General features: G+C 69.4%; 12 protein-coding genes. 8 read left to right on the top strand and 4 right to left on the bottom strand.

What is annotated here, in order from left to right; translation table 11 throughout:
• The first annotated feature begins 74 nt into the window (after positions 1–74).
• The 4 genes from KIS93_RS59090 (at position 75) to KIS93_RS66945 (ending at position 6,549) form a co-directional block, all read left to right on the top strand.
• Entirely contained in the window at positions 75–1,205 is a 1,131-nt protein-coding gene (locus KIS93_RS59090) for a GTP-binding protein (protein WP_080039772.1), read from the top strand.
• A 20-nt stretch (positions 1,206–1,225) separates the two neighbouring features.
• On the top strand, positions 1,226–3,724 hold the full coding sequence (locus tag KIS93_RS59085) for a molybdopterin-containing oxidoreductase family protein (protein WP_080039771.1): 2,499 nt from the start codon (positions 1,226–1,228) through the stop codon (positions 3,722–3,724).
• 120 nt (positions 3,725–3,844) lie between these two features.
• The gene (locus KIS93_RS59080) at positions 3,845–4,273 is read left to right on the top strand and encodes an arsenate reductase ArsC (protein WP_080039770.1); all 429 of its coding nucleotides are present in this window, start codon (positions 3,845–3,847) and stop codon (positions 4,271–4,273) included.
• A gap of 434 nt (positions 4,274–4,707) precedes the next feature.
• A complete protein-coding gene (locus KIS93_RS66945) occupies positions 4,708–6,549 on the top strand; it encodes a fibronectin type III domain-containing protein (RefSeq protein WP_080039769.1) in 1,842 nt (613 codons plus the stop codon).
• Between the two features lie 172 nt (positions 6,550–6,721).
• On the opposite strand, the gene KIS93_RS59070 is transcribed toward KIS93_RS66945, so the two are convergent.
• The 4 genes from KIS93_RS59070 to KIS93_RS59055 form a co-directional block, all read right to left on the bottom strand.
• Positions 6,722–7,207, bottom strand: a complete 486-nt coding sequence (locus tag KIS93_RS59070; protein ID WP_080039768.1) for a hypothetical protein — start codon at positions 7,205–7,207, stop codon at positions 6,722–6,724.
• A gap of 514 nt (positions 7,208–7,721) precedes the next feature.
• Positions 7,722–8,543, bottom strand: a complete 822-nt coding sequence (locus KIS93_RS59065) for an alpha/beta fold hydrolase (protein WP_080039767.1) — start codon at positions 8,541–8,543, stop codon at positions 7,722–7,724.
• A gap of 19 nt (positions 8,544–8,562) precedes the next feature.
• Positions 8,563–9,132 carry a DJ-1/PfpI family protein gene (locus KIS93_RS59060; RefSeq protein WP_080039766.1) on the bottom strand — a complete coding sequence of 190 codons (570 nt, stop codon included), beginning with the start codon at positions 9,130–9,132 and terminating at the stop codon, positions 8,563–8,565.
• Positions 9,133–9,219: 87 nt separating this feature from the next.
• Positions 9,220–9,963: a GntR family transcriptional regulator gene (locus KIS93_RS59055; protein ID WP_080046852.1), complete on the bottom strand. Its 744-nt coding sequence runs from the start codon at positions 9,961–9,963 to the stop codon at positions 9,220–9,222.
• 456 nt (positions 9,964–10,419) lie between these two features.
• Here KIS93_RS59055 and KIS93_RS59050 point away from each other — a divergent pair, with 456 nt between their 5' ends.
• The 4 genes from KIS93_RS59050 to KIS93_RS59035 are packed head-to-tail and all read left to right on the top strand — an operon-like array spanning position 10,420 to position 14,691.
• Positions 10,420–11,766 (top strand): extracellular solute-binding protein, encoded by a 1,347-nt coding sequence (locus tag KIS93_RS59050; protein ID WP_222108113.1) that lies wholly within the window; start codon positions 10,420–10,422, stop codon positions 11,764–11,766.
• Complete coding sequence (locus KIS93_RS59045; protein ID WP_080039764.1) at positions 11,763–12,713, top strand: carbohydrate ABC transporter permease; 951 nt, start codon at positions 11,763–11,765, stop codon at positions 12,711–12,713. The genes KIS93_RS59050 and KIS93_RS59045 overlap by 4 nt, the downstream gene beginning before the upstream one ends.
• The gene (locus KIS93_RS59040) at positions 12,713–13,624 is read left to right on the top strand and encodes a carbohydrate ABC transporter permease (protein ID WP_080039763.1); all 912 of its coding nucleotides are present in this window, start codon (positions 12,713–12,715) and stop codon (positions 13,622–13,624) included. The genes KIS93_RS59045 and KIS93_RS59040 overlap by 1 nt, the downstream gene beginning before the upstream one ends.
• Positions 13,624–14,691, top strand: coding sequence for an ABC transporter ATP-binding protein (locus KIS93_RS59035; protein ID WP_080039762.1), 1,068 nt, complete (start codon positions 13,624–13,626; stop codon positions 14,689–14,691). Before KIS93_RS59040 ends, KIS93_RS59035 begins: the two co-directional genes overlap by 1 nt.
• Positions 14,692–14,791 lie beyond the last annotated feature (100 nt).

The following is a 14,791-nucleotide window of genomic DNA, read 5'->3' as shown; positions in this document are numbered from 1 at the left end:
AATTGAACGGCTTGATCGGCCGCTCGGTCCGTCGTTATCGTGCGACAAAAGCATCGGTCAGTGAGGCGAGCAAAATGATTGAATTCATGACGCTCAGCGGCTTTCTCGGAGCCGGCAAGACCACCACGCTCGTCGAGGTCGCGAGGCGCCTGCGGACGAACGGCGAACGGGTGGCGGTGATCACGAACGATCAGGGAAGCGACCTCGTCGACACCCGGCTGGCCCGATCCGCCTCCAGCGAGGCCGGGGAGGTCACGGGCGGCTGCTTCTGCTGCCGCTTCGACGATCTCCTCGACGTGGCGCGGGAGCTGATCGACAACCACCGGGTCGAGACGCTGCTCGCGGAGGCGGTGGGCAGCTGCGCCGACTTGCAGGCGACCGTCCTGCGGCCGCTCCGGAGGTACTACGGCGACACCTTCACGGCCGGTTCGCTCATGACGGTCGTCGATCCGGAGCGGCTCGCGGCCCTGCGCGAGACCGCCGCGCACAACGGGGACGCCGACCTCTCCTACCTCTTCGGCAAGCAGCTCGAAGAGGCCGACGTCATCGCACTGAACAAGATCGACCTCCTCGACCCGGACACGATCAGGGACACCCTCGACGACCTGCATGTCCGGTACCCCGCCGCGACGGTGGTCGGGTACTCGGCGAGATCGGGCAGAGGGCTCGACCAGCTGATGAACGCCTGGCTGGGCGAGCCGCCCGCGCCGCGCAACGTGGAGATCGACTACAACCGTTACGCCCGGGCCGAGGCCGCGCTCGCCTGGCTGAATCAGACCCTCGTGGTGCGCGCGGACGAAGGTCTCGACGGCGACCTGTGGGCACGTACGCTGCTGGAGCACTTGTCCCGGACCGCCCTTCGGATGGGCTGGACCGTCGGCCACGCCAAGGTGAGCCTGCACGCTCCGGGCGTCCTCACGAGGCTCAGCCTGACCCGCGCCGGGGGAGCGCCCGTGGCGGACGGCCCGGCTCCGGGGCCGCTGCCCGAGGCGGAGGCCCGGATCAACGCGCGCGTCGCGTGCAAGCCCGGCGAACTGGACGAGGCCGTCGACGCCGCGGTGCGGGAGGCCACCGAGGCCGCCGCCGCGCAGGTCGAGCGGCGCGCCGGTGAGCGGGCTTTCCAGCCCGCCTACCCGCTGCCGGTGCACCGCCTCGCCGCTCCTGATCCGTCGGCCCCAAGTTGCGGCTGCGGCGGCGACTGCTGACCCCTCTGCGAAGGACAGCCATGAACGAGCCACGACCCGATCCTCCTTCGCGCAGGTCGGTGCTGCGGGGAGCGGTCCTGGGCGGGACGGGCGCGATCGCGGGCGCACTGCCCACCCTCGTCCCGTACGCCGCGCAGGCCGCGCCCGCGACGGGCGACGCGTCGATGCCCGACTTCACCGAAGGCTCCGCGGCCCTGCGACCGGACAGGACGGTGGCGGGCGCCTGCCAGTTCTGCAACTGCGACTGCCGGCTGGAGATCCGGATGAAGGCCGGCCGGATCATCGATGTACGCGGGGAGCGGGCGGACCCCGTCCAGGACGGCAACCTGTGCGTCAAGGCCTCCATGATGCCGCAACTGGCCTACAACCCGCTGCGGCTGACCAGCCCGCTGCGCCGGACCGGCGGGGCGAAGGGAGACCCGGACTCCCGGTTCGAGCCCGTGACCTGGGACACGGCACTCGACCTCATCGCCACCCGATTCCTCGACCTGCGCGACAGCGGGGAGGCGCGAGCGATCGCCAACCGCACCACAGGGCGCATGCCGCGCGGCGCCGGCGCGCTGGCACATCGCCTGTTCAGCCTGCTCGGCAGCCCGAACGACACCGACGTCGGCCCCGTGTGCAACGATGCGGGCGGCAACGCGCTCGCGGTGACGTTCGGGCTGGGCAATTTCACCAACGGGTACGGCGTCGATCCCACCACCGGCAGGGAAGACCTGGGGGCGGCCCGCTACCTGCTGATGCTCGGCACCAACCAGGCGGAGACGCACCCCGTCACCTTCGCCTACCTCTTGCGGGCCCGGCAGCGCACCCGTGCCCGGCTGGTCGTGGTAGATCCCCGGCGCACGCCCACCGGCGCGCTCGCGGACGACTGGATCGCGCCCAAACCGCACACCGACCTCGCCCTTGTCCTCGGCATGCTGCACGAGGTCATCAGCGAGGAGCTGCACGACCGGGCCTTCGTCCGCCAGTGGGTGGTGGGCTTCGAGGAGCTCCGCGATCACGTGACAGGCAAGGGTTACACACCGGAGTGGGCCGCCGGGGTGACCGGGGTCGCGGCCACCACGATCCGCCGGATCGCCAGGGAGTACGCCACGGCGAAGCCGGCGGCGATCTTCTGCAACGCCGGGATCTCACACCAGCTCGGCGCGTTCGACACCTACCGGGCCATCGCGATGCTGGCCGCGATCACCGGCAACGTCGGCGTGCCGGGCGGCGGCTGCAACTTCATGCACAACACCTGGCCCGGCGAGCTCGGCCTGCCTCCGCTGAAGGCCGGAGTCCCCGAACCCGGCCCGGCCCTCCCCGTCGGCCCCGACGCGTTCGCCGACGCCATTCTCACCGGACGGCCGTACCGGCTGCGAGCCGTCATGACCGAAGGCAACCCCCTCATCAGCTCGGCCAACACCGGCAAGGTCCGCCGCGCGTTAGAGAAGCTGGACTTCTACGTCTACACAGGGCTGTTCATGGAGGAGGCCGCCCACTACGCCGACGTCATCCTGCCGGTGTGCAGCGGCATGGAGTTCGAGGGCGTCTACATGCGGCGTGACGACCGCGCCATCCGCTGGCAGGACGCCGCCGTGCCCAGAGTCGGCGAATCACGCTCCGACACCGAGATCTTCATCGGGCTGGCACACGCGCTCGCGCGCAACGACCGCCGGCACCCGCCGGCGTACTGGACGGACGCCCTCCCTCTCGAATGGACCGACTACAACAAGCTGTGGGCCGCCTTCGTCGCCAACACCCCCAGCGCCGCCGGCATGACCCGCGACCGCCTGCGCGCCCGCACCGAGCCGCTGCGCTGGCCCTGCCCCGCCACCGGGCATCCAGGCGTGAGCACCCTCTACCTCGATCATCCCTCCTGGTACCAGGCCGCCCGCTCGCTCGGCTCCGGCAACCGGTTCCTCACCCCCAGCGGCAAGGTGGAGATCTTCACCACCGCCTTGGAGAGCCGGCTCGCGCCCAGCGGGCACGGCGCGCTTCCCGTGTTCTTCACCCACCCAGAGGTGACCGGCGCGCACCCGACGCTGACCTACGGCGACGCGTTCGTCACCAACCCCGTCAATCCTCATGCGCTGACCCGGCCCGTCCGGCTCGGCACCCCCGGAGACGGGCGGGTGCACCGGCGATATCCGCTGATGGGCATGACCGGCCGCCCCAGCGTCGTGCACTTCGCCGGAGTGACGCACTGGACGTACACCGGCGAGCAGCTCAACGGGATCCGCCTGATCCAGATCCATCCCGACACCGCCGCCCGGTACGGCATCGCCGACGGCGACGCGGTGCTGGTGGAGAGCCCGCGCGGCGCGGTGACCGGCACCGCCCTCATCGAGCCCGGCATCCGGACCGACACCATATTCCTGCCCAACACGTTCGGACCTGCGCAGAAAGTGGGCGACATCTTCGGCGATCCCCACTACGAGGCGGCCAACACGCTGGTGGACGACCAGTTCTATGACAACCTTTCGGGGCAGCAGGCGTACAAGTGCTTCGCCTGCAGACTCCGGAAGGTGCCCTGACCTCTTGCCTGTCCCGATGGCGCGGCGGCGCTCCCTGCGTCCGAAGCGAGGGCCGTCTCCCGCATCAGGACCTCGGCCTACGTCAGCCTGGCCGCCTGTTCATCGCCAAGGAGCCTGCCCATGCCTGAGAACGCCGCCGAGACCCCCGCCGGCAAGCCGTCCGTCCTGTTCGTCTGCGTCCACAACGCCGGACGCTCCCAGATGGCCGCCGGCTGGCTCACCCACCTGGCCGGCGACCGGATCGAGGTCCGCTCGGCCGGCTCCGCGCCGGCCGAGGAGGTCAACCGGGCCGCCGTCGAGGCCATGGCCGAGGCCGGCATCGACATCACCGCCGCCCGGCCCAAGGTTCTCACCGTCGACGCGGTCGAGGCCTCCGACGTGGTCATCACCATGGGCTGCGGCGACGCCTGCCCGATCTTCCCCGGCAAACGGTATGAGGACTGGAAGCTCGACGACCCGGCAGGCCAAGGCATCGACACCGTCCGCCTCATCCGTGACGACATCCGCTCCCGAGTGGAGAAACTGCTCAGCGAGTTGCTGCCTGACTGACTCGCTTATGCCTACCGCGGCTTGGGCACTACGCGCGTTGACATGTTGCTGACTTACCACCGGGGAAAGCCACGCGTCGTCGAAAGGGTTGAATGCGGCCTCATGGCTTTCTGGGAGCCTTGCCGTGAAACTTTCAATATGTTCTCAGGTCGAACGACGCGATACGTGCCAGTAAACGGCGTGGGAGTGCCGCTCGTAACGTCAGTGGAGCGACCCGCGCCTTGACGGATCCGCATGCCTCGTATTTGCTCCGTCGCACCACCACCGATCGGCAGGAACGGGCGCGGCAAAGCGATGTGAACGACGACGCGGTTTTTTCGTCATGCCCTCCGATCACGCCGGTTCCGCATGGATGAGAGGACTGATCCAGCTCATGTTAACGCTACCAACGCCCTGGCGCCGTCCTTCCCGGCGGTGCCACAGGCAGGTGAGTGATGATGCGGCGTAAATCCGTCCTCGCCGCTGTCATCGCGGCGCTGCTTCTCGCGGTGGCCACCGGCGGTACGGCGCTGGGCAGCAGCGCGACCACGTCACGCGCGGCGAGCGCCGCCGCCGCTGCGACGGCAGGATGCGGCAAGACTCCGACACTCAGAAGTGGTGCGCAGTCGATCCAGAGCGGCGGCCAGAGTCGCTCCTTCATCCTGAGAATTCCCGACAACTACAACAACACCAACCCCTACCGGTTGATCTTCGGTTTCCACTGGCTCAACGGCACCGCCAACGACGTCGACACGGGCGGGAGCAGCGGATTCACCTGGTCTTACTACGGGCTCAGGCAACTGGCGAACAACACTGCGATCTTCGTCGCCCCCCAGGGGCTGAACAACGGCTGGGCGAATTCCGGCGGGCAGGACCTGACCTTCGTCGACGACCTGGTCAGGCTGATCGAAGCGGACCTGTGCGTCGACACCACGCAGCTGTTCGCCGGAGGCTTCAGCTACGGCGGCGGCATGAGTTACGCCCTGGCCTGCGCCCGGGCGTCGGTCTTCCGCGCGGTCGCGGTCTACTCCGGCGCGCAGCTCAGCGGATGCAGCGGCGGCACCCAGCCCATCGCCTACATCGGGCTGCACGGCATCAGGGACAACGTGCTCAACATCTCTCAGGGCCGGTCGCTGCGCGACACGTTCGTCAGGAACAACGGGTGCACGGCCCAGAATCCGCCCGAGCCGGCGCAGGGCAGCCTGACGCACGTCGTCACCACCTACTCGGGATGCCGATCCGGGTACCCGGTCGTGTGGGCGGCGTTCGACGGGGGGCACACCCCTGGTCCAGTGGACGGGTCCACCGCCGACGACGGCGCACGGACCTGGACCAAGACAGTGGTGTGGAACTTCTTCAACCAGTTCCAGAGCACGAACGACACCACCCCGCCGACCACGCCGGGCACCCCCGTCGCGGCCAACGTGACCGCCACCAGCGCCACGCTGACCTGGACCGCCTCCACCGACCAGGGCGGCTCCGGCCTGGCCGGCTACAACGTCTACCGGGAGCAGGGCGCCACCGACCCGCAGCTCGGCCAGTCCGCCACCAACTCGATCACCCTGACCGGGCTGACCGCCGAGACCGAATACCAGGTCTACGTACGAGCACGCGACGGCGCGGGCAACCTGTCGGCCAACTCCGCGATCGTCACGTTCACCACGACCTCCACCGGCGGCGACACCACGCCACCCACCGCCCCCGGCGGGCTGGCGGCCTCCGGCACCACGGCCAGCGGCACCACCCTGTCCTGGACCGCTTCCACGGACGACGTGGGGGTCGCCGGCTACGACATCCTGCGCGCACCCGGGGCCAGCGGCGGCACCTTCGCCCAGGTCGGCACCTCGGCCACGACCTCGTACAGCGACACGGGCCTGACCCCGAGCACCACCTACCGTTACCAGGTCCGCGCGCGGGACGCCGCCGGCAACCTCTCGCCGGTGTCCGACACCGTCCAGGTCACCACCAGCGGCACCAGCACCGGAGCCTGCTCGGCGACGCCGACCGTGCAGAGCCAGTGGGGCACCGGCTATGTGATCCAGCCGCTGACCATCACCAACACGAGCACCTCGACGATCACCAACTGGACGGTCACGTTCACGCTCCCGGCCGGGCACACGCTGACCGGCTCGTGGAACGCCACCGTCACCACCAGCGGCCAGACCGTCACGGCCAAGAGCGTGAGCCACAACGGCACGCTCGCCCCCGGAGCCAGCACCACCAGCTTCGGCTTCCAGGCCAGCCGCCCCAGCGGCAACACGGCCCTGCCGACCGGATACACCTGCACCAGCGCGTGACCACGCGACCGGACAGCGGCCCAGCCCCCGGCGAACGTCTCGGCGGGGGTTGGGCCGCACCCGTTCTTCCGCACCGCCGCTGACAGAGCTGGTGACGGGCGCGGTATCCGTGCCCGCATGCGAGCAGGCCGCCCGCGGTGAAAGCGGACGGCCTTCCGGGGAGGCGGGAGCCTCAGCTGTAGGAGTAGGACTGCGCGCTGCAGCCGGTGATGTAGGGCCCGGGGTAGACCTGCTGGGTGGAGCAGCCCCAGGTCGCGGTCAGGGTCGTGGCCGAGGAGGGAATGCTGATCGCCGGTCCGTTGGTCCAGCCGACCTGGTCGTACTGGTGACCGCCGCTGCAGATGGCCGACACGCTCACCGAGGTGCTGCCGCCGGGCAGGCTGATCGTGAACGACCACGAGTGGTTCGCCGGGTTCGCGACCATCGAGCTGTAGGGCATCGTCACGCCGTACGAAGGAGGCGCGGAGCCGACCGCCACGTACGAGGCGTACCAGTCGCGGGTGTCGCCGGAGTAGTTGACGTTGAGGCAGTCCACCGTGGCGTTGAGCGTCAGGGTCGAGGCGGCGGCGGGCTGCTGCGTGGTCACGACCATCGCGGCGGTGGTGGCCAGCATCACGCCGGCCGCCAGTGCCCGGCGGATCAGATTGCCAGCGATCATGGGGTTCCCTTTCTGTGGAGGTCTCGCCAGAGTTGCCGGCCTCGACGTCCGGCCTGACCGGGGTGAGGCGGGCACGTACGACACCATGGTGCTTTTATCGGCGTAAGCCACATTGTTCTGAGAAAAGATTTCCCATCTCTCCCTGCCGCCGGTCGCAATCCTGAGTGCGCGGGCCGCGCGCCCGGGACGCCGCGGGATATGCCTTCTCGAGGGGAGGATCACACAATGGCCGCGAACTGGACAGCCCCATATAAAGGACCGCTCTCCGAAACAAGCGGTGAATCGCGGTTTCCGTACGGCCCGTAAAAGGGCGCCGATCGCGCCCCGCGGATCAACAGGCTGATCGCAGGGCATGTGACGCCGCGCGACGCGGCGGTCGTACCCGCGTCATCACAGTCGTCAGCGCGGCGCTGTTAGTGAAACTTCCACACGGGGACGCCTGCGAAGCTCGCCGTCCGGGAGATGCCTAATGGCAGGGCGGGCGGGACCGGAACCCGCGGCCCACGGATATGAGTCAGAGACCTCGTTCCCGGCCGAGGAAGCACGACAGGAGTCGCCGGAAGTCGCGCGGGTGCTCGAGCGCCGGCACGTGCCCGCATCGGCCGAGCACGTGCAGACGGACATCGGCCAGGTGCTCGAGCAGGGGCAGGGCCGCCGTCCGGAGCGGGGTGACCCGGTCCTCGGCGCCGTGGACGAGCAGCACGGGCGCGCGCACCTCTGCCAGCGTTCGCGCCGGGAGGGTGAGGTCGTCGGCCCAGCGGGCCCTGGGCGGAGGGAACAGCGACGCGTATGCGGCCGCCCCGGCTCGCATCGCGGCCGCGCGGGCGGCGACGGCCGACTCGGTCACGAGTGACTGGTCGAGGACGAGGCGGCTCAACATGTCCCGTGCCCCGAGCGGGTCGGCGGGGGCGGCCCAGATCGCGTCGAGGTCGGCGGACAGCGGCGCCCCGGGGGCGCCCATCGTCGAGACCGCCACGACGTGGGTGACCTGCCGGGGACGCGCGGCCGCCAGCGCCAGCGCCACGGCGCCGCCCATGGAGTGGCCCACCACGGCGTACCGCTCGGCGCCGAGAGCATCCATCAGGCCCGCGGCCTGCTCCGTCCACAGCCGGAGCCCGCCCCTGGAGCCGGCCGGGAGCGGTGTGCGGCCGAACCCCGCCTGGTCAGGAGCCACCAGGTGCCAGGACGTGCCCAGCGCCTGTGCCGTCGCCGCCCAGGCGCCGGATCCGGTCGTACCGGGCCCCGAGCCGTGCAGCATCAGCACCGCGGGCCCGGTGCCGCTCTCCATGACGTGGACGGGGGAGCCGCCGACGGTGACGGTCCGGGATGCCGTCACCGGGACGGGCCAGGTGCGCTCATGCCGATGCGGAGCTGACGGACTTCGAGAAGACCTCCATCATCGCCCTGCCGAACTGCGGCATGTCCGGCCACCCCCTGCAGGAGACAAGGTTGCCGTCCACGACGTCGGGAGCGTCGATGACCGTCGCGCCCGCGTTCTCCATGTCACCGGTGATGGGCGGGAAGCACGCCGTCTTCCGGCCCTTCAGCAGCCCGTACACGGCCGGCACCTGCGCGCCGTGGCAGATCAGCGCGATCGGGAGGTTGCGCGCGAAGAAGTGCTCGGTGATGCGCCTGACGTCGGCGTCGACCCGGATCCACTCGGGGGCGCGTCCCCCGGGGATGATGAGGGCGTCATAGCGCTCGACGTCGACCTCGGCCCAGGGCACGTCGACCGGCAGCTTCCGGCCGTTCTTCTCCACGTAGGCGTCGGAGTCGGGGTCGAACTCGTGGATGACGAGCTGAACGTCACGCATCGTCCGTGACGAGACGTCGACGTCCCAGCCGCCCTCCTGCACGCGATAGTAGGGATACATGGTGTCGAGCTCCTCGGCGGCGTCGCCGGTCAGGAGCAGCGCTCTGGGCACCTGCTTCTCCTCGCATCTGGGGCGGGTGAGGTGGATCCAATCCGATCCGATCGGGTTGCCCTAGCATTCACCGGCCCGGCCCGCCCGTCAAGCCTCCGCCGCCATTCCGCCCGCGCCCTCGGCCTCGTCGAACAACCGCCGGAACCGCTCGCCGGACCGCAGGATGTGCCGGCGCATGGCGTAGGCGGCGGCGTCGGGGTCACGCGCGGCGATCGCGGTCAGGACCTCCTCGTGCTCGGCCATGGCCAGGTGGGTGACCTGGGTGTCGTGGAGCAGCCGGAACAGGTGCACGTGCGTGTGCAGGCGGGCGAGCGCTTCGCGGATGACCTGGTTCTCCGCGCTCTGGGCGACGAGATCGTGGAAGGCGGCGTCGCGCAGCCCGAAGGCGCCATAGGCCATGAGCCCGTCGCCCCCCTCCAGCTCCGCCATCTCCTCCAGCAGCCGCCGCAGGCCGGCCACCTGCTGCAACGATGCGCGTTCCGCGGATCTGCGCGCCGCCGCCGGCTCGAGGAGCAGGCGGACCTCGAGCATGTCCTCGAACCGGTGGCGGGTGATCTGGGGGGGAATGCGATAGCCGGCGTGGGGCACGCGCACGACCAGGCCCTCGGCCTCCATGCGGTTCAGGGCGTCCCGGATCGGCGTCTGCGAGACCCCCAGCTCTCGCGCCAGGGCGTCGATCGTGACGCGGGAGCCCGGCTCGATCCGTAGCGACATCATCTGTCCGAGCAGCGTGTCGTACACCTCGTCGGCGAGCCGGCCGCGAGATCTTCCCCGCGGGATCCCGCCCGTCATGGCCCCACGGCGCCGCGCGATCATCGCTTCGTCGTCCATCGTCACGTGAGGTCCTTTCCTGCGTCTTCGGGAACCTGCCGGCATCGGTCGCAGCATGGCAGATGTTGACGCTCCCACCCGGATCGTATAGGAAAGGTGGCGGACGCCAGCCATCCTTCACCCATCGGGGAATCGCCCGCCATCGCTCCGCTTCGATCAGTTGGAGCTCTTATGAGCATGCTCGACGTCCTCTTCGGTTCGTCATCGGGCCGCACCAGGACCGAAGGACTTCCCGACTGCTTGAAGCCCCATGAAGTCGCGGCGTCCTCGTGACGCCGGTCTGCTGATCAGCCCCCGCGACAGCCGGCAACACGCCTGACCAACGGCAACTGCTCGGCGACGCACGCGGCCAGGCTCCACAAATCCCCCCAGAAAGCAGGCAAGAAGATGCGGTATCCCAAGCGAACAGGACGATTGTCGGTTCCCGGTCGAAAGGCGCGGCTGGCTACGGCGGCCATGTTGGCGGCCACGACCCTGGCGGCCTGCGGCGGTCAGGACGGCAGCGCCCCCAAGGCGCCGGCGACCATCCCGGAGCTCACCAAGGATCCGCTGACCCTCAGCTTCATCTGGTTCGACTGGCCCCCCGCCCACGCGCTGGAAGCCTTCGCGAACGCCGAGTACGCCAAGCTGCGGCCGAACGTGACCATCAAGGTCAAGACCGTGCCGAACGCGAACTGGCACGATGCGATGTTCACCCAGTTCGCCGCACACAAGACCGACTTCGACATCCCGATCCTGGACTCGCAGCACATCGGCGAGGCCGTGACGAACGGCAACATCCTCGACATCACCGACTTCGTCAAGAAGAACATCGACGTCAAGGCCTACAACCCGTACCTGCTGGCGGCCTACGGCCAGTTCCCCCAGGCGGAGACCGGCAAGCGCGACGAGAACGCCAGCCTGTACGGGCTGCCGCTGCTCGGCGACACCTGGACGATGATCTACCGCAAGGACCTGATCGGCGACAAGCCACCGCAGACCTGGGACGAGATGATCTCCGTCGCCGAGAAGTGCCAGGCGGACAACCCCGGCGTCAGCGGGCTGGCCTTCCACCAGGCCAACGGCTCCGACGCCGCGGCCGTCACCTACAACACGGTCAACGGCGTCTACGGCGGCAACCTCTGGGACCCCAAGACGCGCAAGATCGACGGCGTCCTCAACGACGCCGCGGGCCAGGAGGCGATGGACGTCCTGGTCAACAAGATGAAGCCGCTGACCGCCAAGGGCTCAGGCAACTGGTTCATCGACGAGGTGAACGCGGCGGTCGCCCAGGGCAAGGCCTGCATCGCGTTCAACTGGATCGCCGCGAGCGGCGGCCTGCTCGACCCGAAGCAGTCGACGCTCGGCACCACGCGGGAGCAGATTCTCGACAAGCTGGGCTTCGCCACCCTGCCGGCCCAGAAGACGAACCTGGTGCCTCTCGGCGGCATGGGGATGCACGTGTCGGCCTACTCGCCCGAGGCGAACCAGGCGGAGGCCCTGAACTTCATGAAGTGGTTCGAGCAGGGTGACATTCAGAAGAAGTGGGCCGCGGCCGGTGGCGTGCCCTCGCGTACGGACGCCCTGGAGTCGCCCGAGTTCCTCGACGCCGCGCCGTTCAACCAGGTGTACACCGACTCGGTGCCGCGGATGCGGGACATGTGGAACGTGCCCGAGTACGCGCGCCTCGTCGACATCGAGAACACCAACGTGAACGCGGCTCTCAACGGCGCGAAGGCGCCGAAGGCCGCGCTCGACGACATCGCCAAGCAGCAGCAGGCCGTGCTCAACGCCGGCAGTGGCAAGGGCGGCGGCGGACTGTGAGCGACTCCGCCCCCCTGACGACCGACCACCCCGGGCAGGTGGCGTCCGCGACGCCGCCCGCACCGGGCCGGTCCAGCCGCCTGAGCGACCGCGGGCTCGCCGTGGCCTTCACCTCTCCGGCGCTGCTGCTGTTGCTCGCCATGTCGGTGTTCCCGTTGCTGTGGGCGTTGTACCTGTCCTTCACCGACTACTCGGCCACCCGCGGGGGCACCGCCCAATTCCTCTGGTTCGAGAACTACACCGCCATCCTGACGTCGCCGCAGGTCCACCAGCGGGCCCTGACGACGTTGATCTACGTGGCCGGCGCGGTCACCCTGCAGACCGTGCTCGGCTTCACCATCGCCTACCTGATCTCACGGCGCACGCACGGACGAGGGCTGCTGACCACCCTGTTCCTGGTTCCGATGATGCTGTCGCCGGTCGTGGTCGGGCTGTTCTGGCGCTTCATGCTCGACGCGCAGTTCGGCGTGATCAACAGCATGCTCGGCTCGCTCGGCCTGGGGCAGGTGGAGTGGCTCACCCGGCAGCGCACGGCACTGATCTCGCTGATCCTGGTCGACACCTGGCAGTGGACGCCGTTCATCATGCTCATCGCGCTCGCGGGCCTCACCGCGGTGCCCAAGTACCTGTACGAGGCCGCCGCGATCGACCGGGCGTCCCAGTGGTTCCAGTTCCGCACCATCACCCTTCCGCTGGTGTGGCCCCTGCTGCTCATCGCCGTGTTGTTCCGGGCCATCGAGGCCTTCCGGCTGTTCGACCTCGTCTACATCCTCACCAGCGGAGGCCCGGGGGTCTCCACGGAGACGTTGTCGTTCCACGTCTACAAGGTCGCGTTCCTGGGCTTCAACACCGGGACCGCCTCGGCGTACGGGATCCTCATGGTTCTCGTCGTCATCGTCCTCACCCAGCTCTACCTGCGCTACTTGAACAAGCTCAAGGAGGACTGATGGCCCTCTCCGTCGACGAGGCCGTGTCCACAGGTCCTGCCCGGGATCACGCGCCCCCCTCGCGCCGCTTCGGCGGCCGGGGCCGCGCCGTGCTGGAGGTCGCGCTGCTGACCGTGCTGGCCGTCGTGATGCTCTTCCCGGTGCTGTGGATGATCGAGACGTCCATCAAGGAGAACCGGGACGTCTACGCCATCCCGGCCAAGTTCTTCGACTTCAAGGTCACCATGGAGCATTTCAAGGACGTGTTCGTCGCCTCCGGCGGCGGGCGTTCGACCTTGTCCGCCTCGTTCCTCAACTCCGTCCTGGTCGCCGGGGTCTCCACGGCGCTGGCCACCGTGCTGGGGGTCCCGGCGGCCTGGGCCTACTCACGCTTCTCCGTGAAGGCCAAGAAGGACCAGCTGTTCTTCATCCTGTCCACCCGCTTCATGCCGCCCGTGGTGGTCGTGATCCCGATCTTCCTCATGTACCGCCAGGTCGGGCTCATCGACACCAAGCTCGGCCTGATCCTCATCTACACCGCCTTCAACGTCCCGTTCACGATCTGGATGATGAAGGGGTTCGTCGACGAGGTGCCCGCGGAGTACGAGGACGCCGCCATGCTCGACGGCTACACCCGCCTGCAGGCGTTCTGGCGGTTCACCCTTCCCCTGCTCCTGCCCGGCATCGCCGCGACGGCGGTCTTCGCCCTCATCTTCTCGTGGAACGAGTTCGTGTTCGCCATCTTCCTCACCTCCAGCGACGACGTGCGGACGGCCCCGCCCGCCATCGCCGGCCTCATCGGCGGAACCACGGTGGACTGGGGTCTCGTGGCCGCCGCCTCCGTGGTGTTCGCCCTGCCGGTGCTCGTCTTCGCCTACCTGGTGCGCAAGCACCTCGTCGCCGGCGTGACGCTCGGGGCGGTGCGACGCTGATGGCGGGCATCGAGGTGAGCGCCCTGCACAAGCGCTACCCGGACGGGACGGTCGCGGTCGACCACGTGGACCTGTCGATCCGCGACGGCGAGCTGTTCGTGATGCTCGGCCCTTCGGGTTGCGGCAAGACGACCACACTGCGGGCCGTAGCCGGCCTGGAGAGGCAGACGACGGGCGACATCCGCATCGGCGACACGCTGGTCAACGACCTGCCGCCGGCCGACCGTGACATCGCCATGGTGTTCCAGTTCTACGCTCTCTACCCGCACCTGAGAACCCGCGACAACCTGGCGTTCCCGCTGCGGGCCGAGGGACTGCCGAAGGCGGAGGTGCGCGAGCGGGTCGAGGAGGCCGCCCGGCTGATGCGGCTCGGCCCGCTCCTGGACCGGCGGCCGCACCGGCTGTCCGGCGGGGAGCAGCAGCGCGTCGCGCTCGCCCGCGCCCTGGTGCGCCGGCCGCGCGCGTTCCTCATGGACGAACCCCTCACCAATCTGGACGCGGAGCTGCGGGCGGACATGCGCACGGAGATCAAGCACCTGCAAGGGGAGCTGGGGACGACGATGGTCTACGTCACTCACGACCAGGTCGAGGCGATGTCGCTCGGCCACAGGATCGCCATACTCAACAAGGGCCGCGTCGAGCAGATCGGCACGCCGCTGGAAGTCTACGACCGTCCGGCGAGCCTGTTCTGCGCCGCGTTCATCGGCTCCCCGCCGATGAACCTGATCGAGGTGGAGGTGGCCGACGGGAAGCTGCGCAGCCAGGGCGGGCTGGCCCTCACGCCACCGCCGGACCTGCCGCGCGACCGTCGCCTGGTCGCGGGCGTCCGGCCGGAGGCGCTGGAGGTCACGGAGCCAGGGGCGGAGCATTCGGTCCCGGCCCGCGTGGTCTCGGCGGAGTGGCTGGGCGACGAGATCATCTACGTGGTCGACCACGACGGACACCGCGACGTACGGGTGCGGATGCCACCGACCGTCCGTTTCGCCGCTGACGCACCGGTCGGGCTGCGGCACACCGGCGGGCCCCCGCCGGTCTACGACGTGAGTACGGAAGAGCTGGTGGCCTGATGGGAACCGTGGCGGTGCGCGGGCTGAGCAAGTCCTTCGGCAAGGTCCAGGCCCTGGACGGGGTGACGCTCGACATACCGGACGGCTCGTTCTTCGTCGT

This window comes from [Actinomadura] parvosata subsp. kistnae (assembly GCF_900323885.1).
GTDB classification, from domain to species: domain Bacteria; phylum Actinomycetota; class Actinomycetes; order Streptosporangiales; family Streptosporangiaceae; genus Nonomuraea; species Nonomuraea composti.
This window is presented reverse-complemented; position numbering and strand designations above follow the sequence as displayed.

Excerpts from the sequence above, each read along its gene's own strand:
- KIS93_RS59040 (WP_080039763.1), top strand. The coding sequence starts at position 12,713 with ATGGCCCTCTCCGTCGACGAGGCCGTGTCCACAGGTCCTGCCCGGGAT.
- KIS93_RS59080 (WP_080039770.1), top strand. The coding sequence starts at position 3,845 with ATGCCTGAGAACGCCGCCGAGACCCCCGCCGGCAAGCCGTCCGTCCTG.
- KIS93_RS59050 (WP_222108113.1), top strand. The coding sequence starts at position 10,420 with ATGTTGGCGGCCACGACCCTGGCGGCCTGCGGCGGTCAGGACGGCAGC.
- KIS93_RS59035 (WP_080039762.1), top strand. The coding sequence starts at position 13,624 with ATGGCGGGCATCGAGGTGAGCGCCCTGCACAAGCGCTACCCGGACGGG.
- KIS93_RS59085 (WP_080039771.1), top strand. The coding sequence starts at position 1,226 with ATGAACGAGCCACGACCCGATCCTCCTTCGCGCAGGTCGGTGCTGCGG.
- KIS93_RS59070 (WP_080039768.1), bottom strand. The coding sequence starts at position 7,207 with ATGATCGCTGGCAATCTGATCCGCCGGGCACTGGCGGCCGGCGTGATG.
- KIS93_RS59055 (WP_080046852.1), bottom strand. The coding sequence starts at position 9,963 with ATGGACGACGAAGCGATGATCGCGCGGCGCCGTGGGGCCATGACGGGC.
- KIS93_RS66945 (WP_080039769.1), top strand. The coding sequence starts at position 4,708 with ATGATGCGGCGTAAATCCGTCCTCGCCGCTGTCATCGCGGCGCTGCTT.
- KIS93_RS59090 (WP_080039772.1), top strand. The coding sequence starts at position 75 with ATGATTGAATTCATGACGCTCAGCGGCTTTCTCGGAGCCGGCAAGACC.